At 64.3% G+C, this 19,904-nt stretch carries 19 protein-coding genes; 8 read left to right on the top strand and 11 right to left on the bottom strand.

Features of this window, described 5'->3' with window-relative positions:
* Positions 1-5 precede the first annotated feature (5 nt).
* A complete protein-coding gene (locus IB267_RS06225; protein ID WP_192446844.1) occupies positions 6-917 on the bottom strand; it encodes a LysR substrate-binding domain-containing protein in 912 nt (303 codons plus the stop codon).
* Positions 918-1,053: 136 nt separating this feature from the next.
* Between IB267_RS06225 and IB267_RS06220 the strand changes: the two genes are divergently transcribed.
* The 4 genes from IB267_RS06220 (at position 1,054) to IB267_RS06205 (ending at position 3,601) form a co-directional block, all read left to right on the top strand.
* Entirely contained in the window at positions 1,054-1,719 is a 666-nt protein-coding gene (locus IB267_RS06220; protein WP_192447202.1) for a cysteine hydrolase family protein, read from the top strand.
* Between the two features lie 63 nt (positions 1,720-1,782).
* Positions 1,783-2,085 carry a GYD domain-containing protein gene (locus tag IB267_RS06215; RefSeq protein WP_192446843.1) on the top strand — a complete coding sequence of 101 codons (303 nt, stop codon included), beginning with the start codon at positions 1,783-1,785 and terminating at the stop codon, positions 2,083-2,085.
* 11 nt (positions 2,086-2,096) lie between these two features.
* Positions 2,097-2,912 (top strand): transporter substrate-binding domain-containing protein, encoded by an 816-nt coding sequence (locus IB267_RS06210; RefSeq protein WP_192446842.1) that lies wholly within the window; start codon positions 2,097-2,099, stop codon positions 2,910-2,912.
* Between the two features lie 17 nt (positions 2,913-2,929).
* Entirely contained in the window at positions 2,930-3,601 is a 672-nt protein-coding gene (locus IB267_RS06205; protein ID WP_246810553.1) for an amino acid ABC transporter permease, read from the top strand.
* Here IB267_RS06205 and IB267_RS06200 read toward each other — a convergent pair.
* The gene (locus tag IB267_RS06200; RefSeq protein WP_192446841.1) at positions 3,598-4,473 is read right to left on the bottom strand and encodes a LysR family transcriptional regulator; all 876 of its coding nucleotides are present in this window, start codon (positions 4,471-4,473) and stop codon (positions 3,598-3,600) included. The genes IB267_RS06205 and IB267_RS06200 overlap by 4 nt on opposite strands.
* A gap of 123 nt (positions 4,474-4,596) precedes the next feature.
* On the opposite strand from IB267_RS06200, the gene IB267_RS06195 reads away from it, so the two are divergent.
* From IB267_RS06195 to IB267_RS06185, 3 genes are all read left to right on the top strand, one after another.
* Positions 4,597-7,044, top strand: coding sequence for an FAD-dependent oxidoreductase (locus IB267_RS06195; protein ID WP_192446840.1), 2,448 nt, complete (start codon positions 4,597-4,599; stop codon positions 7,042-7,044).
* Positions 7,041-9,488: an FAD-dependent oxidoreductase gene (locus tag IB267_RS06190; RefSeq protein ID WP_192446839.1), complete on the top strand. Its 2,448-nt coding sequence runs from the start codon at positions 7,041-7,043 to the stop codon at positions 9,486-9,488. The genes IB267_RS06195 and IB267_RS06190 overlap by 4 nt, the downstream gene beginning before the upstream one ends.
* Positions 9,489-9,625: 137 nt before the next feature.
* Positions 9,626-10,858 (top strand): aromatic ring-hydroxylating dioxygenase subunit alpha, encoded by a 1,233-nt coding sequence (locus tag IB267_RS06185; protein WP_192446838.1) that lies wholly within the window; start codon positions 9,626-9,628, stop codon positions 10,856-10,858.
* Positions 10,859-10,920: 62 nt separating this feature from the next.
* Here the strand turns inward: IB267_RS06185 and IB267_RS06180 are convergent, their stop codons facing one another.
* On the bottom strand, positions 10,921-11,364 hold the full coding sequence (locus IB267_RS06180; RefSeq protein ID WP_226020607.1) for an Lrp/AsnC family transcriptional regulator: 444 nt from the start codon (positions 11,362-11,364) through the stop codon (positions 10,921-10,923).
* A gap of 113 nt (positions 11,365-11,477) precedes the next feature.
* On the opposite strand from IB267_RS06180, the gene IB267_RS06175 reads away from it, so the two are divergent.
* Complete coding sequence (locus tag IB267_RS06175; protein ID WP_192446836.1) at positions 11,478-12,062, top strand: cysteine hydrolase family protein; 585 nt, start codon at positions 11,478-11,480, stop codon at positions 12,060-12,062.
* 60 nt (positions 12,063-12,122) lie between these two features.
* Here the strand turns inward: IB267_RS06175 and IB267_RS06170 are convergent, their stop codons facing one another.
* From IB267_RS06170 to IB267_RS06135, 8 genes are all read right to left on the bottom strand, one after another.
* On the bottom strand, positions 12,123-12,647 hold the full coding sequence (locus IB267_RS06170; protein WP_192446835.1) for a hypothetical protein: 525 nt from the start codon (positions 12,645-12,647) through the stop codon (positions 12,123-12,125).
* A gap of 251 nt (positions 12,648-12,898) precedes the next feature.
* Positions 12,899-14,008, bottom strand: coding sequence for an ABC transporter substrate-binding protein (locus IB267_RS06165; RefSeq protein ID WP_192447200.1), 1,110 nt, complete (start codon positions 14,006-14,008; stop codon positions 12,899-12,901).
* A 33-nt stretch (positions 14,009-14,041) separates the two neighbouring features.
* The gene (gene fhuF / locus IB267_RS06160) at positions 14,042-14,797 is read right to left on the bottom strand and encodes a siderophore-iron reductase FhuF (protein ID WP_246810552.1); all 756 of its coding nucleotides are present in this window, start codon (positions 14,795-14,797) and stop codon (positions 14,042-14,044) included.
* 217 nt (positions 14,798-15,014) lie between these two features.
* On the bottom strand, positions 15,015-15,509 hold the full coding sequence (locus IB267_RS06155; RefSeq protein ID WP_192446834.1) for an ester cyclase: 495 nt from the start codon (positions 15,507-15,509) through the stop codon (positions 15,015-15,017).
* A 59-nt stretch (positions 15,510-15,568) separates the two neighbouring features.
* Positions 15,569-16,996: a gamma-aminobutyraldehyde dehydrogenase gene (locus IB267_RS06150; RefSeq protein ID WP_192446833.1), complete on the bottom strand. Its 1,428-nt coding sequence runs from the start codon at positions 16,994-16,996 to the stop codon at positions 15,569-15,571.
* 24 nt (positions 16,997-17,020) lie between these two features.
* Positions 17,021-17,836, bottom strand: coding sequence for an ABC transporter permease (locus IB267_RS06145; protein WP_192446832.1), 816 nt, complete (start codon positions 17,834-17,836; stop codon positions 17,021-17,023).
* The gene (locus IB267_RS06140; protein WP_192446831.1) at positions 17,826-18,776 is read right to left on the bottom strand and encodes an ABC transporter permease; all 951 of its coding nucleotides are present in this window, start codon (positions 18,774-18,776) and stop codon (positions 17,826-17,828) included. The genes IB267_RS06145 and IB267_RS06140 overlap by 11 nt, the downstream gene beginning before the upstream one ends.
* The gene (locus IB267_RS06135; protein WP_192446830.1) at positions 18,773-19,771 is read right to left on the bottom strand and encodes an ABC transporter ATP-binding protein; all 999 of its coding nucleotides are present in this window, start codon (positions 19,769-19,771) and stop codon (positions 18,773-18,775) included. The genes IB267_RS06140 and IB267_RS06135 overlap by 4 nt, the downstream gene beginning before the upstream one ends.
* Positions 19,772-19,904: the final 133 nt, after the last annotated feature.

The raw sequence follows: 19,904 nt of genomic DNA, 5'->3' as shown, positions 1-19,904 counted from the left end.
ATGATCTAGGCCTGCTTGTCGCCGGACCGCTCGCCGCGCAAGTGCGCGGCGATCTGGTTGGCGAAGGCCTGAATCAGCGGCTCCTCGGCCTTTTCCGTAGGGCAGAGCAGGTAGTAGCCGGCCGACGCCGGTATCGCCGTCGGGAAAGGCTGGATCAGGCGCCCCTCATAGAGATAGGAGCGCGTCAGCACGTCGGAGACGAGGGCAATGCCCTGGCCCTGTAGCGCCGAGGCGACGGCGATCGCGACCGATTGCACGCGCACGCTGCGGCTGCCTTCAAGCGAGATGCGCGAGGCGGCCGACCAGCGCGTCCATTCCCGGCCGTCATCCTCATGCAGCAGCGTGACGTCGCGCAGCTTCCGCTCGCGCAACGGTCCTTCGAGCCTGGGGAAGAGCAGCGGCGAACAGACCGTGCGCAGTTTGACGTCGCTGACCGCTTGCCACCACAGGCCATCGAAGGGCGGGTTGTCGTAGACGACGGCGAGGTCGACATCGTCCCAGACCACGTCGCTGGCGCGGATGCAATTGCGCATCGAAAGATCGGTGACGCCGCGCGCACCCGCGAACTGTACGAGGAGGCCGGCCATCCAGGCAATCGCCAGCGCCGGCGGCAGGCCGACCGTCAGCTTGCGCTGGTGGCTTTCGAGCCTTCGGTCGGTGCCGTCCTCGACGGCTGCGGCAAGATTGCCGATCGCGTGGGAGACCGTCTGCGCGAACTCGCGGCCGGCGGCCGTGAGCTTGATGTTGCGCCCGGATTTCTCAAGCAGCGTCAGCCCGGTCGTTTCCGAGAGCCGGCGCAATTGCAGCGACACGGCGCCGGGGCTGAGGCCCAGTTCGTCCGCCGCCTGGCGCACGGAACCGATGCGCGCGACCGCCTCGAACGCCCGGATGTAGGGCAGGAAATGCAACGCCTTCACGTGAGCCCTCCTGCTTTGATCGCGCCTTTATGGCGTTAAATCGTTTAGCCAAACTGCACAATATCAAGCATAAAAAATCGCTATTCCCAATCGATTTTTGCTCCTATGACTCTGTGCGGAGAGAGGGAGAACGATGATGATCGAGGCACAACCGTTTGATTTTCCTTATGATGGAAAGCTGGTTCCGGCGCAGACGGCGCTGATGGTGATCGATCTGCAGATCGACTTCTGCTCGCCCAACGGCTACTTCGCCTCGATGGGCTACGATCCGGCGCCGCTCGCGGCCATCGTGCCTGCGGTCAACCGGGTGATTGCGGCGGCACGTCAAGCCGGCTGCCTGATCATCCACACGCGCCAGGGCTACCGCGCCGATCTCGCCGACATGACCCCTTACGAGAAATGGCGCCGCAAGCGTTCGGGCCTTGAAAACACGCAGGTGCTGTTGCGCTCGAGCCCCGGGTTCCAGCTCTTGCCCGAACTCGATGTCACTGACACCGACGTCATCGTCGACAAGACCTGCAACAGCTCCTTCACCTACACGGATCTCGAGCACGTGCTGAGATCTCAGGGCATCACCCACATGCTCTTTACCGGCTGCACCACGGATGTCTGCGTGCATACGACGCTGCGCGAAGCCTGCGACCGCAATTTCCAGTGCCTGACGATTTCGGACTGCTGCGCCAGCGGCGAGCAGTGGGCACATGAGGCGGCCATCAACATGATCTCGATCGAGAACGGCATTTTCGGCACGGTCTCGACCAGCGATGCGGTCATTGCGGGTCTTGCGAGAGCCGCGCGCTAAGCGCGCCACCAACTTCACATCGTCAAAACGTTTTTGCCAACCGTTTCAACGGAATGATGCCCCATGCAAAGATATATCTCGCTGATGCGACTGACCTCCAGGGGACTGGCCGAGCTCTCCGACAGCGGTGCCCGGCGCAAGGTGAGCGAGGATCGGGTCGCCGCACTCGGCGGCCGCTCGGTTGCCTTCTATGCCACGCTCGGAGCCTACGACTTCGTCCAGGTTTTCGAGATGCCGGACAATGCGTCGATGATGCAATACGTGCTGACGGCGCGGCGCGACGGCTTTGTGGATCCGCTTATCCTTCCGGCCTTCGACAGCCAGACCTACGGCGACATCGTCGGCCGCGTTTCACCAGCACAATGAGGGGAATGAAGATGATCAGACTGGCATCCTGCGCAACCCTTCTTGCAACCGTCGCGCTTTCTGCCGGCGTCGCACAGGCCGAGCCGCCGGCTTTTGCCGCCGATGGCGAGGTCGGCGTCTGCACCACCGCGGCCTTTCCGCCGCTTTCCTTCAAGGAGCATCCGGCCGATGCCGCGCCGACCGGCATCGACATCGAGATCGCCGAAGCGCTGGCAGCGCAATGGAACGCGAAGGTGAACTACACCGTCACCGAATTTGCCGGTCTCTTGCCGACGCTCGGGGCCGGGCGCTGCGACGTCATCGTCAGCGGCATCTACATCAACGCCAAGCGGCGCGAGACCTATGACGGCGTGCCCTACATGAAGTCGGCGACGGCGATGGTCACCAAGGCGGGCAGCGATACGATCAAGGTGCCGCAGGACCTGAGCGGCAAGGTGATCGCGCTCGAAGCCGGTGCCTACTACAAGGAAGAGCGGATCGGGCCATTAAACGAGGCGCTCGCCGCCAAGGGCTTGCCGCCGGTCGAGGTGCAGGAATACCCGACCCAGCAGGCGGCCTACCAGCAGGTGCTCGTCGGCCGCGTCGATGCGACCGTGACGGAAGAGGCGGAGGGCGCCTATCGCGCGTCGCGTTCCGACGGCGCGCTTGTGCTTCCCTATATCTGGGCCTCCGACTTCAAGTACGGCATCTACAGTCGCCGCGACGGTGGCGATGCAGCCGCGGTAAAGGCAGGGCTGAAGGCGCTCAAGGAGAAGGGCTTCTTCGGTGATCTCGCCAGGAAATACGGGCTCGATCCGGCGCTCTTCGACGTCGACTACGACTCCTGATCTGAAGGAGGCGGGGCATGAACTTCGATACAAAACTGTTTTTCGATGCCATGACCATGCCCGTCATGCTGCAGGGGGCGGGCATCGCCATCCTGCTGTCGATCCTGGTGCAGGCGGCGTCGTTTCTGCTCTGCCTGCCGCTTGCCGTTGCACTCAACTCGATGGCGACGGTCAGGCGCACGGCAGCGCAGCTCTATGTCTGGCTGTTTCGCTCGTCACCGCTGATCCTCGTCCTCCTGATTGTCTGGAACGGCGCGCCGCAGCTCTTTCCGGGCCTGACGCGCGCGCCCTGGTACACGCCCTTCGTCGCCGCCTTCATCGCCTTCACGCTGGTGACGGCCGCCTACATGGCCGAAGCGATGCGCGGCGCGCTTGCGGCGATCGGCCAGGGGCAGACGGACGCCGCCCGCGCGCTTGGACTCAACCGCTGGCAGACCTTCTTCCTGGTGGTCTTGCCGCAGGCGCTCCGGATCGTAATGCCGGTGCTGGTCAACGAGTTCATCAACCTGATCAAGCTGACCTCGCTTGCCTATGTGATTTCGATGCGCGAGATCATGGCGGTGGTCAACGACGCGATCGCGTCGAGCTTCCGCTTCGTCGAGTGGTATTCGGCAGCGCTGGTCTACTACCTCGCGATCGTTTCGATCCTGATGTTTCTGCAGCGGCTCATTCAAAACCGCATGGCCTAACCCGTTTCCGAAGTCGGCACTGGCAGCGTTGCGAGCAGATCGGCCATGGCGGCAATGATCTTGCGGTGCTGGTGGGCGTGGCGGGTGCGCAGGCTGGTGGCGGCATAGACGGTCTGCGCAATGACGGGCGCATCCTCAACTCGCGCGGCAAATCCATCGCCCGCCAGTTGCTCGGCCGTCGCTGCCGTCACATAGGCCGCACCGCCGAGTGTGGACAACAGCCGGGTGATCGCCATGTTCTGCCCGGCGGCAAGCAGCGCTGCGGAGAGATGCGGCAGCGCCAGCCGGTGGGCGCGATCGAAGCCCGGCGAATAGCTCGAACGGATATAGCTTTCGGAGCGGATCTCGGCGAGCGTCCGCGCCTCCGTGCTCACCATGACGTAATGCAGATCGCCGATCCGTTCGTAATAGAGATCGGGCAGGTAATGGGGCGTGTAGAGGATCGCGAGGTCAAGGTCGCCGGCGCCGAGATCGCGGTTCATCTGGTTGGAGTAGTCCGCCTCCATGTAGATCTCGATGCCGGGCATCTCCCGGCGGATCGCCGCCATCCATTCCCCGGCAAGGGCTTCCGCCAGATCATGCTGGACACCAAGCCGCATGGAGCGCTCTAGCGCGCCGGCATTGGTGACCGCGCGCGTGGCCTCATGCCATTGGTTTTGCAGGGCTTTCGCGTAATCGAGAAAACGCAGGCCGGCGGCCGTCGGCACGGTGCCGCCCTTGTTGCGGGTAAAGAGCTTGCGGTTGAACTGCGCTTCCAGTGCCTTCACCCGATGCGAGACGGTCGACTGGGTGAGGTTCAGCCGCTCGGCGGTGCGGTTGAAGGAGCGGCTCTCCATCAGGTCCAGGAAGGTTTCAATCAGTTCCACCTGCATGCCGTGCGCTCCCGTTGGTGTCGCTTCAATCTAATCGAAATCATCGATCAATAAAGCGTGTTTCCGTCGCTTGATGGCGCCCGGCTTCCCCGGCAAGAATTCGCCAAAACGAGGGAACAGTTGATGTCGAATTTGCCGTCGCACGCACGGGTCGTGATCATCGGTGGGGGAGCGATCGGTGCTTCCTCGCTCTACCATCTCGCCAAGGCCGGCTGGACCGATTGCGTGCTTCTGGAAAAGAACGAGCTGACGGCCGGCTCGACCTGGCATGCGGCCGGCAACGTGCCGACATTTTCGTCTTCCTGGTCGATCATGAACATGCAGCGCTATTCGGCCTCGCTCTATCGCGATCTCGGCGCGCTCGTCGATTACCCGATGAACTACCACGTCACCGGCTCCATCCGGCTCGGCCATTCGAAGGAGCGGCTGCAGGAGTTCAAGCGCGTCGTCGGCATGGGCCGTTATCAGGGCATGGATCTCGACATCCTCTCGCCCGACGAGATGCGCGCCCGCTATCCGTTCCTCGAAACCCATGAGCTGACCGGCGCGCTCTACGATCCCTATGATGGCGACATCGACCCGGCGCAGCTGACGCAGGCGCTCGCCAAGGGCGCGCGCGACATGGGCGCCAAGATCATCCGTTTCTGTCCCGTCACGGCGGCCCGCCGCGAAAACGACGAATGGGTGATCTCGACGCCGCAGGGCGAGATCCGCTGCGAATATGTCGTCAACGCTGCCGGCTACTACGCCCGCGAGGTCGGCAAGATGTTCGGCCGCGATGTGCCGATGATGGTGATGAGTCATCAGTACATCCTGTTTGACGAAATCCCGGAGCTTGCCGCCTGGTCGAAGGAGGCGGGCCACAAGCTGCCGCTGCTGCGCGACGTCGACAGCTCCTATTATCTCCGCCAGGAAAAGAACGGCATGAACCTCGGCCCCTACGAGCGCAACTGTCGCGCCCATTGGGTCACACCCGACGATCCGATGCCGGAGGATTTCTCCTTCCAGCTCTTCCCCGACGATCTCGACCGGCTGGAATGGTACCTGAACGATGCGGTTGAGCGCGTGCCGATCCTCGGAACGGCCGGGCTGTCGCGGATCATCAACGGCCCGATCCCCTATGCGCCCGACGGCAACCCGCTGATCGGCCCGATGCCGGGCGTGCCGAACGCCTTCGAGGCCTGCGTCTTCACCTTCGGCATCTGTCAGGCGGGTGGCGCCGGCAAGGTGCTCGCCGAATGGATCACCGAGGGCCAGACCGAGTGGGACATGTGGTCCTGCGATCCGCGCCGCTACACCGACTATACCGACCAGGACTATTGCATCGCCAAGGGCATGGAGATCTACGGCCACGAATATGCGATGCATTTTCCCAAGCATTACTGGCCGGCCGGGCGCGACCGCAAGCTGTCGCCGATCCACGACCGGATCGCCGCGCTCGGTGCCCAGTTCAAGCCCTATAACGGCTGGGAGCGCGCCATGTGGTACGCCAAACCGGGCGACGACACGTCCGAAGAGGCGACGCAGACCTGGGGCCGCGAAGGACCGTGGGCGGAGCGTATCAAGGAGGAGTGTCTCGCCGTTCGCGACGCTGCCGGCATTCTCGACCTGCCGGGCTTCTCGCGCTTCCGGGTGAAGGGCAAGGGCGCCACCGAATGGCTGTCGGGCCTGATCACCGGCCGCGTGCCGAAGCCGGGCCGTATCGGCCTTGCCTATTTCGCCGACGACAAGGGCCGCATCGTCACCGAAATGTCGGTCATGATGCTGGACGAGGATTTCTTCTTCCTGATCACCGCGGCAACGGCGCAGTGGCATGATCTTGAATGGCTACGCAAGCATCGGCCCGAGAACGCCGCCTTCACCATCGACGACGTGACCACCTCCTTCTCCTGCCAGATCCTCACCGGTCCGAAATCACGCGCGATCCTTGGCGAGGTCAGCGAAGCGGATCTCGCCAAGGGCTGGCTTACCCATCAGACGACTGAGATCGCCGGGCGCTACTGCCAGCTCGTGCGCGTCTCCTTCGCCGGAGAACTCGGCTGGGAGATCCACACCAAGGTCGAGGATACCGCCGTCATATTCGACGCCGTCTGGGCGGCAGGTCAGAAGCATGGGCTCAAACCCTTCGGCATGGAGGCGCTCGACAGCCTGCGCATCGAGAAGGGCTATCGCGCCTGGAAGGGCGATCTTTCGACCGACTACACCATCCTTCAGGGCGGGCTTGAGCGCTTCGTCGATTGGGGCAAGCCTTGCTTCAAGGGCAAGGCGGCACTGGAGCGGGAGAAGCAACAGGGCGTTTCCAAGCGCTTCGTCACGCTGACGGTCGCCGCCGACGGTTGCGACGCGCCCTACATGTCGACGCTCTGGTCGGGCGGAGAGGTGGTCGGCGAAACGACGTCGGGCAATTGGGGCCACCGCGTCGGTAAGTCGATCGCGCTCGGCATGCTTAGGGCCGATCTCGCCGTGCCGGGCAAGGAAATCGAGGTCGAGATTTTCGGCGACCGCTTCAAGGCGACGGTCGAGGCGGACCAGCCGCTCTGGGATCCCTCCAATGAAAGACTGCGCGCATGACGAAGCCCATTCCCTCGAAAGCCCGTGCGGTCATCATCGGTGGCGGCGTCTCCGGCTGTTCCGTCGCCTATCACCTCGCCAAGCTCGGCTGGACCGATGTGGTGCTGCTTGAGCGCAAGCAGCTGACCTCCGGTACCACCTGGCATGCGGCGGGCCTCATCGGCCAGCTGCGCGCCTCGCAGAACATGACGCGGCTCGCGAAATATTCCGCCGACCTCTACGTCAAGCTTGAGGCCGAGACCGGCATTTCCACCGGGATGCGCCAGAACGGCTCGATCACCGTGGCGCTGACCGAGGAGCGCAAGGAGGAAATCTATCGCCAGGCGTCGCTGGCGCGCGCCTTCAATGTCGACGTGCGCGAGATCACGCCCGACGAGGTCAAGGCGATGTATCCGCACCTCAACACCTCGGATGTGAAGGCGGCGGTGCATCTGCCGCTCGACGGCCAGTGCGACCCCGCCAACATCGCCATGGCGCTCGCCAAGGGCGCACGCCAGAACGGCGCGACGATCCTCGAAGGCGTCAAGGTCACGTCGGTCCTGAAGAAGGACGGCCGGGTGACGGGCGTGACCTGTGAGCAGAACGGCGAGACCTACACGATCGAGACCGACCATGTGGTCAACTGCGCCGGCATGTGGGGCAGGGAGTTCGCGCGGCAATCGGGCGTCACCGTGCCGCTGCATGCCTGCGAGCATTTCTACATCGTCACCGAGGCGATCCCGGAGCTGAAGCGCCTGCCGGTGCTGCGCGTACCCGACGAGTGCACCTACTACAAGGAAGATGCCGGCAAGATGCTGATCGGCGCCTTCGAGCTCAAGGCCAAGCCCTGGGGCATGGAGGGCATCCGCGAGGATTTCTGTTTCGACCAGCTGCCCGACGATTTCGACCATTTCGCGCCGATCCTGGAGATGGCGGTCAACCGCATGCCGATGCTGGAAACCGCGGGCATTCATACCTTCTTCAACGGCCCGGAAAGTTTTACACCTGACGACCGTTACTATCTCGGCGAAGCCCCTGAAGTGAAGGGCTACTGGGTGGCGGCCGGCTACAACTCGATCGGCATCGTTTCGTCCGGCGGCGCGGGCATGGCGCTCGCCCAATGGATGAACGACGGCGAGCCGCCCTTCGATCTCTGGGAGGTGGATATCCGCCGGGCGCAGCCGTTCCAGAAGAACCGCGCGTACCTCAAGGATCGCGTCTCCGAAACGCTCGGCCTGCTCTATGCCGACCACTTCCCCTATCGCCAGATGGCGACGGCGCGCGGCGTGCGCCGCTCGCCGCTGCATGAGCACCTGAAGGCCCGTGGTGCCGTCTTCGGCGAGGTCGCCGGCTGGGAGCGTGCCAACTGGTTTGCGAGAGAAGGCCAGGAGCGCGAGTACCGCTATTCCTGGAAGCGGCAGAACTGGTTCGAGAACCAGAGGGACGAGCATCTGGCCGTGCGCAACGGCGTCGGCCTGTTCGACATGACCTCCTTCGGCAAGATCCGGGTGGAGGGGCGTGACGCGCTTTCCTTCCTGCAGCGGCTTTGCGCCAACGAGATGAACGTCGAGCCCGGCCGCATCGTCTACACCCAGATGCTGAACGCCCGCGGCGGCATCGAGAGCGACCTGACGGTGACGCGGCTTTCGGAAACCGCCTTCCTGCTGGTGGTGCCCGGCGCGACGCTGCAGCGCGACCTTGCATGGCTGCGCAAGCATGTGCGCGACGAGTTCGTCGTCATCACCGACGTCGGTGCGGGAGAAAGCGTGCTCTGCGTCATGGGACCGAAGGCGCGAGACCTTATGCGGAAGGTCAGCCCCAACGATTTCTCGAATGCCGCCCACCCGTTCGGCACGGCGCGCGAGATCGAGGTCGGCATGGGGCTCGCCCGGGCCCACCGCGTCACCTATGTCGGCGAACTCGGCTGGGAGCTTTATGTCCCGACCGACCAGACGGCGCATGTGTTCGAGGCATTGGAAGAAGCCGGCGAGGGGCTGGGCCTGAAGCTCTGTGGCATCCACACGCTCGACAGCTGCCGCATCGAAAAGGCCTTCCGCCATTTCGGCCATGACATCACCGACGAGGACCACGTGCTGGAAGCCGGGCTCGGCTTCGCGGTCAAGGCCGACAAGGGCGATTTCATCGGCCGCGAGGCGGTGCTTGCCAAGCACAATCGCGGGCTCTCGCGCCGGCTGGTGCAGTTCCGGCTTGCGGAACCCGAGCCGCTGCTCTTCCACAACGAGGCGATCGTGCGCGACGGCAAGATCGTCGGCACCATCACGTCAGGCAATTACGGCCACCATCTCGGCGGCGCCATCGGGCTTGGCTACGTGCCGTCGGAAGGCGAGAGCGCAGACGACGTGCTCGGCTCGAACTTCGAGATCGAGATTGCCGGAACGCGGGTGAAGGCCGAGGCGTCGCTAAAGCCGATGTACGACCCGCGGTCGGAGCGGGTGCGGATGTAGGGCAGGCGCTCTGGGTTGGTGTCTAGCAGTGCGCTCGATGCCTGAGGACAGCCCATCACCGCGCGGCTGGTGGGCCACATAGAAAGCATACGCGTGCCGGATCGCGGGTTTCCGGTCTTCTTTCTGGAGTTCAATCCATGCTCGCATCGGAGCTTAAGGATACGACAGTTGCGGGCGACCGCATCGATCAGCTGGTCGCCGCCCATCGTCCCGGCCATGGGCTTGCGCGTGCCTTCTATCTCGACCCGGAAATCTATGAGCGGGACCTGGAGCGGGTGTTCCGGCGTCACTGGCATTGCGTGGCGCACGAAAGCGCGATCCCGAACGCCAATGATTTCGAGGTCTTCCGCATGGCGTCCGAGCAGGTGATCGTCACCCGGACGGCGAGCGGCGAGATCCACGCGATGCTGAACGTCTGCCGTCACCGCGGCGCCGAGGTCTGCACCAAGGACAAGGGCAATGCCCGCGCCTTCGTCTGTCCCTACCACGCCTGGACCTATGGCAATGACGGCGCGTTGAAGGCAGCAAGGCTGATGCCCAAGGACTTCAAGCGCGAGGACCACGGGCTGAAGAAACTCAACGTGCGTGTCGTCGAGGGGCTGATCTTCATCTCCTTTGCCGCCGATCCGCTCGATTTCTCCGAGGTCGAGCGGCTGCTGCACGCGACCTGCGGCCAATATGGCTGGGGCTCGGCGAAGATCGCCCATCGTCAGTCCTATTCGGTTGACGCCAACTGGAAGCTTGCGGTCGAGAATTACGTCGAGTGCTACCATTGCGGCCCGGCGCATCCGGAATATTCCGAAACCCATGCGCTGGAACAGCCGCTGCACATGATCGAGGAGCTGAACGCCAGGATGGAGGCGCGCACCTGCGCGCTCGGCATCGAGGTCGCGTCCGGCAATCACTGGCAGAATTCCACCGGCGGCAAGGAGACCATCCATGCCTTCCGCTACGCGCTCTATGATGGCGTCCAGACCGGCAGCAAGGACGGGCAGGCGCTGAGCACGCTGATGGGCCGCTTCACCGATTTCGACGGCGGCGTCACCTCGATCCATCTGGGCGGCACCACCTTCCTCGTCTGCTATCCGGACCACGGCATGATCTACCGCTTCATTCCGAAGACGGCCGAAACCTCGGAGATGGAGCTGATCTGGCTCGTCGACGGAAGGGCCGAGGAGGGGCGCGACTACGATCTGGAAAAGCTCACCTGGCTTTGGAAGGTGACGACCGACGAGGACAAGGCGATCATCGAGCACACGTCGCGCGGCGTGCGCTCGCACTATTTCGTGCCCGGGCCGATTGCGCCGATGGAGCAGAACGAGCTGCGCTACATCAACTGGTACCTCGACGAGATCAGCCGGCCGGTCTGAACGTCAAGCCGCAGGCAAATCGCGTCGCCGGTGCAAGCGCGCCGGCGACGCATTTCGTTTCTCTAGTCCCGCCGGTTGAAATGCGTCCTCAGCGCCACGTGCGTCTGCACCGTCGCGACGCCCGGGATGATCGATATCTGCCGGCGGATGGTGTCGAGATCGCCGTTGGAGGCGCATTCGACCAGCACCATCAGGTCGGTGGCGCCGGCGAGCGACCAGCAGGTGACGATGGGCGGCATGGCGGAGAGATGCGGCACGATGTGGTCGCAGTTCTTGCCGGGCTGGAAGGTGATGGCGATCAGCGATTTGACCGTCGGGCTCTGGTCTTCGATGCCGAGGCGGATGGTGTAGCCGGCAATCACGCCCTTCGATTCCAGCCGCCGCAGCCGGTCATGGGCCGCGCTGCGCGACAGGCCGCTGTGGCGGGCCAGCGCCACCAGGCTCTGGCGCGAATCCTGCCTGAGCGCTGCCAGCAGAAGGCGATCCTTCTCATCGATTTCCGTCAAAACGTCTCCTCCATATCGCCATATCCGGATAAATGTCCGGTCAGGCGTCAACATGTCCAGTGAAACCGGACGATAGGCAAGATAGCGTCTCCCTGCAACAACGGAGCCTTTCCATGCCCAAACTGAATATCCCCGAGAATGCCGTGCTGCTGCCGATCGACATGCAGCAGGCCTTTGACAGCGCCCCCTGGCCGCGCCGCTGGAACGACGCGGTCGATGAAAACGGCCTTGCGCTCCTTGCCGCCTGGCGGGCAAGCGGTCGGCCGGTCATTCACGTGCGTCACGACAGCGTCATGCCCGGTTCGACGCTTTCGCTGGGCGCCCCCGGCAACGGTTTCAGGCCCGGTTTCGGACCGATGGGAGACGAGGCGCTCGTCACCAAGGGCGTCAACGCCGCCTTTATCGGTACGGATCTCGATCTGCGCCTGCGTCGTCTCGGCGTCGACACGGTCGTCGCCTTCGGCATTTCCACCGACATGTGCGTCTCGACCTCGGTGCGCGTCGGCGCCAATCTCGGCTACCGCATGATCCTCGTCGAGGATGCCTGCGACTGCTTCGACCAGCCGGACGGCGAAGGCGGAGTGATTTCGGCGCACGACATCCACCGTGCCCATGTGGCGACCCTGCGGGCGGAATTTGCCGAGGTGCTGTCGACGGCGAAGCTCGTTGAGGCTTTGCAGCGCCCCGCAGCGGCTTGACGGTCGGGCGCGGGCAGACGTGGGCTAACGCTTAGCTCCTTGTCTCTCTCGCGCCGCCGATTAGCGGTTGGCGCCGCGGACTTCCCGGATATCGGTCGTCCATTTCGGCGCCGTCAGGCTTTCGCCCTCGCGGTTGGGGAAGGTGAGGAAGGTTTCGAACGAACGGCTCTGGCCCGCTGGCACACGGGCGAGGATCAGTGCTGTGTCGTTGCCGATCGTCTCGCAATTGCCGTCGGGGCAGTTTTCGAGCGTGACCGCAAGGCGGAAATATTCGAGCAGTTGCGGTCCTTTGTTCGTCACGGTGCCGCGCAGCCGGAAGCTTCTTTCCGGCTGGCTCTGCTCGAAGGTCAGGCCTTCCAGGGCGACATCGGCGGCCGTGAGGCCGGCCGGTTGCGTCGTCTCGACGGGCTTCGGAGCGGGAGGCGTGCGGCCGTCGCGGTCGACAAACCAGATGATGAAGGCGACGAGCAGGCCGAGCGCCACGGCGACGGAAAGGATCGGTTCGGCCCAATGACGAAAACGGCTGAAGCGCGCTGCCAGATACACGACCACAAGACCCAGCGGTAACGCAATCAACCACAGCATCAAGATCCTCCTCAACCCCGCATCATTCCTTGGTCCGGAATCGACGCAACAGAGAAATCGTGCAGCCGATCAACGTGTTACAGCGACGCTCGCCTTCTCGGAACGGCGCGCTCCACCACCTGGCCTTTATATAGGGTGGGCGCCGACTGGCAACACGCCGGGGCGTCGGACGAAAGGAAGCACCCTGACGAATTGGTGAACACGCGTGACCAGGTCATGCGCTCCCGCGCCCGCGTGTGCAGGACGCCTCCCTATCTGGCGGGTGTCAGGTCCACCCAGTAGGTGCCTTCGAAGGGCACCGCGGCGAAGCGGGCGTTGATCTCGGCAAGGCTCTTTTGCGGATCGAGATCGCTGAACAGATCCGGCCGGATCCAGGTGGCGAAGGCTTCGGCGGCGACGATGTTTAGCGGGATCGCGTTGAAGAAGTTCCAGAGACCGTGCACGCGCTTTTCCTCGATGGCGCGGATGGTCTTCAGCGCCGGCGCCTCGATGGTGCGGGCCAGCGTCTCGCGCGCTTCGTCTTCGCTGACGCCGGGGCCGATCGAGAGCGTGCCGTATTTGCCGCCGGGCGAGGAGGTGGCGATATAGATTTCCGGATTGGCGGCCATGATCGCCTCGGCGTTGACGGTGCCGCCCGGCCGCGGCAGCACGCCTTCGGCAAAGTTGCGGCCGCCGGCCACCGTCAGGAATTCGCCGAGACCGCCGGTGCCATAGGCCCAGCAACAGCGGTCGGGCTGGGGGAAGGCATCCATCAGCACCAGCGGGCGCGGTTCCGGCTTGGCGGCGATGCGGTCGCGGATCAGCTTGAGCTTGTCCTCGTAGAACCGGGCGAAAGCTTCGGCCTGTTCGTCCCGTTCGAGGATGCGGCCGAGCAAACGCATCATGCGCGGCGTGCCGGTCAGCGCGTCGTTGTTGAAATCGACCACCACCACAGGCACGCCGATGCCGGTCAGGTACTCGATGGCGCGCCTGCCGGACTCGGTGTCGGATTGCCAGTTATTGAGTAGCGCGAGATCGGCCTTCACCGTCAGCAGCGTCTCGAAGGAGAGGCCCGGGCCGGTGCCGTCGTCGATCTGCGGCACGTCGGCGATCGCAGGGAATTTCCGCCGGAAGCTCTCGTAGATCTCGGGGTTGTCGGTCTTCATATCGCCGGACCAGGCGGCAAGCAGGCTGACGGGATCGGGATGGATGAGCGACAGGGCGACGAGGTTGAAGCCGCTTCCAAGCAGGATCGCCTTCGGCTTTGCCGGTATCGTCACCTCGCGGCCGACCGCATCGGTGACGGTCATCGGCCAGATGCCTTCGGCGCGGGCGGAGACGGCAAAAAGCAGGGCGGTGATGACAACGAGCGTCAGCCGCAGGACGGCCGGGAAGGGGAAGCGGGAAGACAAAACCTATTGGTTCCTTTGGCTCGGGAGGGCACAGAGGCTGCCGCAGCTCGGAACCCCGGGCAGCAGATAGCGCAGGCAGCAGATCTTGCGCCGGCAGACACGCGCGCCGTCTTTCTCCTCGTGCCGCAGGCAATCGAAGAAGGGGTTGGGCGTGCCGTCCGGCAGGGACTTGCTGCCGATCAGCGCGTCGGCCTGCGCGTTCAGCGGCTCGATGCCGGAGGCGCGCAGCGCATAGTCGATATAGACGAGCGCATTGTTCCAGGCGAGCTTCGGGGCGATGCCGCCGACGGATTTGAGGTGGCCGACGACCTCGCGCAGATGCCCCTGCATCAAGGGGGCAAGTGTCGCGAAAACGTCGCTGTCGTCTCCCTCTTGCCAATCGCCCGAGGTGGCGACGCCGAAGGCGCGGGGCAGGCCGTCCTCGGCAAGCGCCACCTTCATGCGGTCGAAGGAGACAGGAAGGACATGGTGGTCGAGAACGCGCGCCACCAGATAGGGGATGGTGAGGGCGGAGAAGTAATAGAGCGACCACATGGAGGCGACGGCGCGCCGGTCGCTGGCGCCGGACTTTTCCGTGTAGATGTCGAGCGCCCGATCGAAGGCGCCGGAGGAAAAGAAATCCGTCAACGCCACGCCGTCGGACAGTTCGTCCGCGAGCACCATCTTCTCGTTGCACCAGGCATGGGGGCCGGCAAAGGCGGCCGACAATGCCTTGGGACCGCCGGTCGCCATGACCTGTTCGGAAACAGCAGCCGTCATCGCGTCACCCGCGCATGGGCAAGCCCGATCGGAACTACAGCCGTAGACGAACGCCGTCCTGCAAGCATTGGACACCTTCTGAGCGTGGTCAGAAACTCATAAGGTGATCGTGTTACTCATGATTTCGTGCTGTGCAAGTCATTTATGAGTTTTATGCTCATGATTTCAGGCGCGGATGCGATGGCCGCAAGCCGGAGCCTGCGGCCATCGGGCTCGCCTATTGCATCAGGCCGAGCTGCTTGTAGAAGCCGAGCGCGTCGTAATAGTCGTTCTGGGTGGCGATCTTGCCATCCTTGACGGTGAAGACCGAGGCGCCGGTGAACTTGAAGCTCTTGTTGGTCGCAGCTGTGCCATCGGCCCAGGCGCCGGAATTGGTGCCGGAGAACTCCCATTCGAAGGAGACCTTGTCGCCGCTGGCGATCGGATCACCCTTCATGGTCCAGACGGCATCGGGAGCGGCGTTCAGGAAATTGTCGATGACGCCGGTCTTGGCGGCATCCTTGCCGATGACCGGCTTGCCGACCGACGCGTCGTAATAGGTGACGTCGTCGGCGAAGTAGGATGCGGCCTTGCTCGAGTCATGGGCGTTCCAGGCCGCGACATAGGCCGCGACCACATCGGGTGCCGCGTCGGCGGCAAAGGCCGCCGGCTTAAGCACGAGGGCGCTGAGGCCGAGAGCCCCAGCTGCAACAAGCAATTGACGACGGTACATCGCAAACTCCTCCCGTTTGTTTCGTTTGCATGCATTCTCCGCGTCCGGGGCGGTGAGCCTCAGCCGTGGTTGATCATGATGTGGCGAACGGCGGTGTAGTCCTCGAGCGCATAGACCGACATGTCCTTGCCGTAGCCCGACTGCTTGACGCCGCCATGCGGCATCTCGTTGGTCAGCATGAAATGCGTGTTGATCCAGGTGCAGCCATATTGCAGGCGGGACGCCGCCTTCATCGCCCGGGAGATGTCCTTGGTCCAGACGGAGGACGCAAGCCCGTAGTCGCTGTCGTTGGCCCAGGCGATTGCGTCATCCTTACCGGTGAAGCGGGTGACGGAGACGACCGGGCCGAAGACTTCGCGCCGCACGATCTCATCCTCCTGTGTGGCGCCGGCCACAACCGTCGGCTGGAAGAAGAAGCCGTCGGCGCTGCCGGCGGCCCCGCCGGTGGTGATCTCGATGTGCTTCTGGTCGGCGGCGCGCTCGACAAAGCTTGCGACACGATCGCGCTGGCGACGCGAGATCAAGGGGCCGATCTCGTTTTCGGTGTCGTCGGCGAGATTGTAGCGGATGGTCGAAACGGCCGCGGTGAGGTCGGCGACCAGCTTCTCGTAGATGCCGGCTTCGGCGTAGATGCGGCAGGCTGCGGTGCAGTCCTGGCCGGCATTGTAATAGCCGAAGGTGCGGATGCCGTTGACGACGGCTTCGAGGTCGGCGTCGTCATAGACGATGACCGGAGCCTTGCCGCCGAGTTCCAGATGGGTGCGCTTGACGGTCTTGGCGGCCGCCGCCAGCACCTTCTTGCCGGTGGCGATGTCGCCGGTGATCGAGACCATCGAGATCTTCGGGTGGTTGATCAGCGCGTTGCCGACGGTCTCGCCGCGGCCGCTGACAACATTGACGACGCCTTCCGGCAGGATGTCGGCGAGCACGCGAGCAAGCTTCAGCGCCGTCAGCGGCGTCTGCTCGGAGGGCTTGAAGACGACGGTATTGCCGCCGGCGATTGCCGGCGCCAGCTTCCAGGCCATCATCATCAGCGGATAGTTCCAGGGCGCGATCGAGCCGACGATGCCGATCGGGTCGCGACGGATCATCGAGGTGTGGCCGGGCAGGTATTCGCCCGCGGTCGGCGCATGCAGGTTGCGCACCGCACCGGCGAAGAAGCGCCAGCAGTCGACGATCGCGGGGATTTCGTCGTTCCTCACCGCGTTGATCGGCTTACCGCAGTTCAGCGCCTCAAGGGCTGCAAAGCCGTCGGCATCCTTCTCGATCGCGTCGGCGATCTTCAAGAGATAGTTGGAGCGCTCGGCCGGTGTCGTCTGTGACCAGCTGGTGAAGGCGCTTTCTGCGGCGTCGACGGCTGCCTCGACCTGGGCGTGCGAGGCTTCCGGCAGATCGACGATCTTGCCGCCCGTCCGCGGGTTCAGGATGTGTTCGTCGGCCTCGGTGCCGGCCTCGAAGCGCGATCCGATCAGCAGTTGGGTGTCCATGTCTGTTCTCCCTTGAAAGTCGAGTTACTTGCCGGCGCCGGCGATCTGGTCGCCGTCGCGGGTGAGGTAGTAGGCGCCGAGGATCGGCAGGAAAGTGACGAGCACCACGACCATGGCAACCACATTGGTCACCGGGCGCTGGCGCGGGCGGATCAGCTCTTCGAGCATCCAGATCGGCAGCGTGGACTGCTGGCCGGCAGTGAAGGTGGTGACGATCACCTCGTCGAAGGAGAGCGCGAAGGCGAGCATGCCGCCGGCAAGCAGAGCCGTGCCGATGTTGGGCAGGATGATGTAGCGGAAGGTCTGGAAGCCGTCGGCGCCAAGGTCCATCGAGGCCTCGATCAGCGAGCCGGAAATCCGCCGGAAGCGCGCGACCGCATTGTTGTAGACGACGACGATGCAGAAGGTCGCGTGGCCGAGCACGATGGTCCAGAAGGAAAATGGAATATCGGCCATCGAGAAGGCGGAGCGCAGCGCAATGCCGGTGATGATACCGGGCAACGCGATCGGCAGGATGACCAGCAGCGAGACCGTCTCGCGGCCGAAGAAGCGCGTCTGGCTGACGGCGGCGGCGCAGAGCGTGCCGAGCACCAGCGCGACCGCGGTTGCGATTGAGGCGACCTTGACCGAGAGCGTCAGCGCCGCCCAGACGTCGGGCCGGTTCCAGGCAACGGCGAACCATTGCGTCGTCAGCCCCGGCGGTGGGAACTGGTAGCTCTTTTCCTCTGTTGTAAAGGCGTAGAGGAAGATCAGCAGGATCGGCAGGTGCAGGAAGGCGAGGCCGGCGGCGGCCGCGAGCTTCAGGCCCATCGGCGAGCGGTTGAGGCGATCAGAGCGCATCGAAGGCCCCCATGCGTTTGGCCATGAACAGGTAGGCGCCCATGATGACGATCGGGACGACAGTGAAGGCGGCGGCGAGCGGGATGTTGCCGGCGGTGCCCTGCTGGGCGTAGACCGCCTGGCCGATGAAGAGGCGCGACGAGCCGACGATCTGCGGGATGATGTAATCGCCGAGCGTCAGCGAGAAGGTGAAGATCGAGCCGGCGACGATGCCGGGCAGCGCCAGCGGAAACAGCACGAAACGGAAGGTCTGCGCCGGCGTGCCGCCGAGGTCGGAGGAGGCCTCGATCAGATTGCCGGGCACGCGCTCCAGTGCCGCCTGGATTGGCAGGATCATGAAGGGCAGCCAGACATAGACGAACACGATGAAGGTGCCGGTGTAGCTGACGGAGAGCGAGTTGCCGCCGACGATAGGCAGCGCGAGCCAGCCGTCGAGCAGCCAGAGCAGGTGCAGCTTGCCGAAGATCCAGGTGAGGATCCCTTCCTTGGCGAGGATCAGCTTCCAGGCGTAGATCTTAACCAGATAGCTCGACCAGAGCGGCAGCATGACGCCGAGATAGAAGAGCACCTTCCATTTCCCCTGGGCGTAGCGCGCGGCGTAATAGGCGATCGGGAAGGCGATGATGGCGGAAGCGACGGTGACGGTCGCGGCCATCAAGACGGTGCGCAGGATGATGTCGAGATTGGTCTCGCTCAAGAGCTGGCGATAGGTCGCGAAGGTGAACTCGTAATTGATGAGGCCCGAGAAATCGTCGATTGAGAAGAAGCTCTGCAGCAGAAGCGCGAAGAGCGAGCCGAGATAGACGACGCCGAGCCAGAGCAGCGGCGGCGCGAGCATCAGCGTCAGAAGCAGGTGCGGGTGACGCCAGAAGAAGTCCGACAGGCGGCCGGCGGGGCCGCGGCGTTCAGGCAAAACGAGGGGTTCGGCAAAGGCGGTCATGCGTCCTCCATCGGGTGCAGCTCGTTGGCGGCGAAGCTGATGGTGACGGGGCTGCCGAGCGCGGGCACGGCAAGGGCTGCGGGGCTGGCAACGGCAACGCGGGCGCCATCGACATCGACGACGACGCGGTTGACGGCGCCGAGGAAGCTGTGGGCCGAGACGGTGCCCGACAGGCTGAGCGCGCCATCTACCGGCTGGGCGAGGACGATCGCCTCGGGACGCAGGCTGGCGGAGGGTGCCTTCAGCCCGAGCCGCTGGCAGAGCTTTTGCGGCAGCACGTTGGACGAGCCGACGAAGTCTGCGACGAACCGCGTCTTCGGCTGCTTGTAGACGTCTTCCGGGCTGCCGAGCTGCTGGATGCGGCCATCGTTGAAGACGGCGATGCGGTCGGCCATCGACAGCGCCTCGCCCTGGTCGTGGGTGACGAAGACGAAGGTGATGCCGAGCGATTTCTGCAGGCTCTTCAGCTCCTCCTGCATCTGCTCGCGCAGTTTCAGATCGAGCGCGCCGAGCGGCTCGTCGAGCAGCAGCACCTTGGGCTTGTTGACGAGCGCGCGGGCAAGCGCCACGCGCTGACGCTGGCCGCCGGAGAGCTGGCCTGGACGGCGGGTGCCATAGCCCGGCAGCTTGACCATGGCGAGCGCGTCCTCGGCCGCCTTGCGGCGTTCCTCGCGGCTGACGCCCTTGACCATCAGCCCGTAGGCGACGTTGTCGAGGATCGAGAGATGCGGGAAGAGGGCATAGTCCTGGAAGACGGTGTTGACGCTGCGGCGATAGGGCGGCACGCCCTCGGCCGTTTCGCCGAAGATCTCGATGTGGCCGCCGGTCGGCTGCTCGAAGCCGGCCATCAGGCGCAGACACGTGGTCTTGCCGGAGCCTGAGGGGCCGAGCATGGCGAAGAACTCGCCCTCGGCAATTTCGAGGTTCACGCCATCGACGGCGCGCACGGCGCCGAAATGGCGGGAAACATTATCGAAGAGAACGGCGGTGGTCATTGTCTGGCTCCGGAAATGTGGCCCCTCATCCGCCCTGCCGGGCACCTTCTCCCCGCAGGCGGGGCGAAGGGGACGTGCGGCGGGCGTCTTGCCTCAGGTTCACGCCCTGCGGTTTGGCCGGGGGCGTTCCCTC

Origin of the sequence: Ensifer sp. ENS09 (genome assembly GCF_014852425.1) — a bacterium.
Taxonomy (GTDB): Bacteria; Pseudomonadota; Alphaproteobacteria; order Rhizobiales; family Rhizobiaceae; genus Ensifer.
This window is presented reverse-complemented; position numbering and strand designations above follow the sequence as displayed.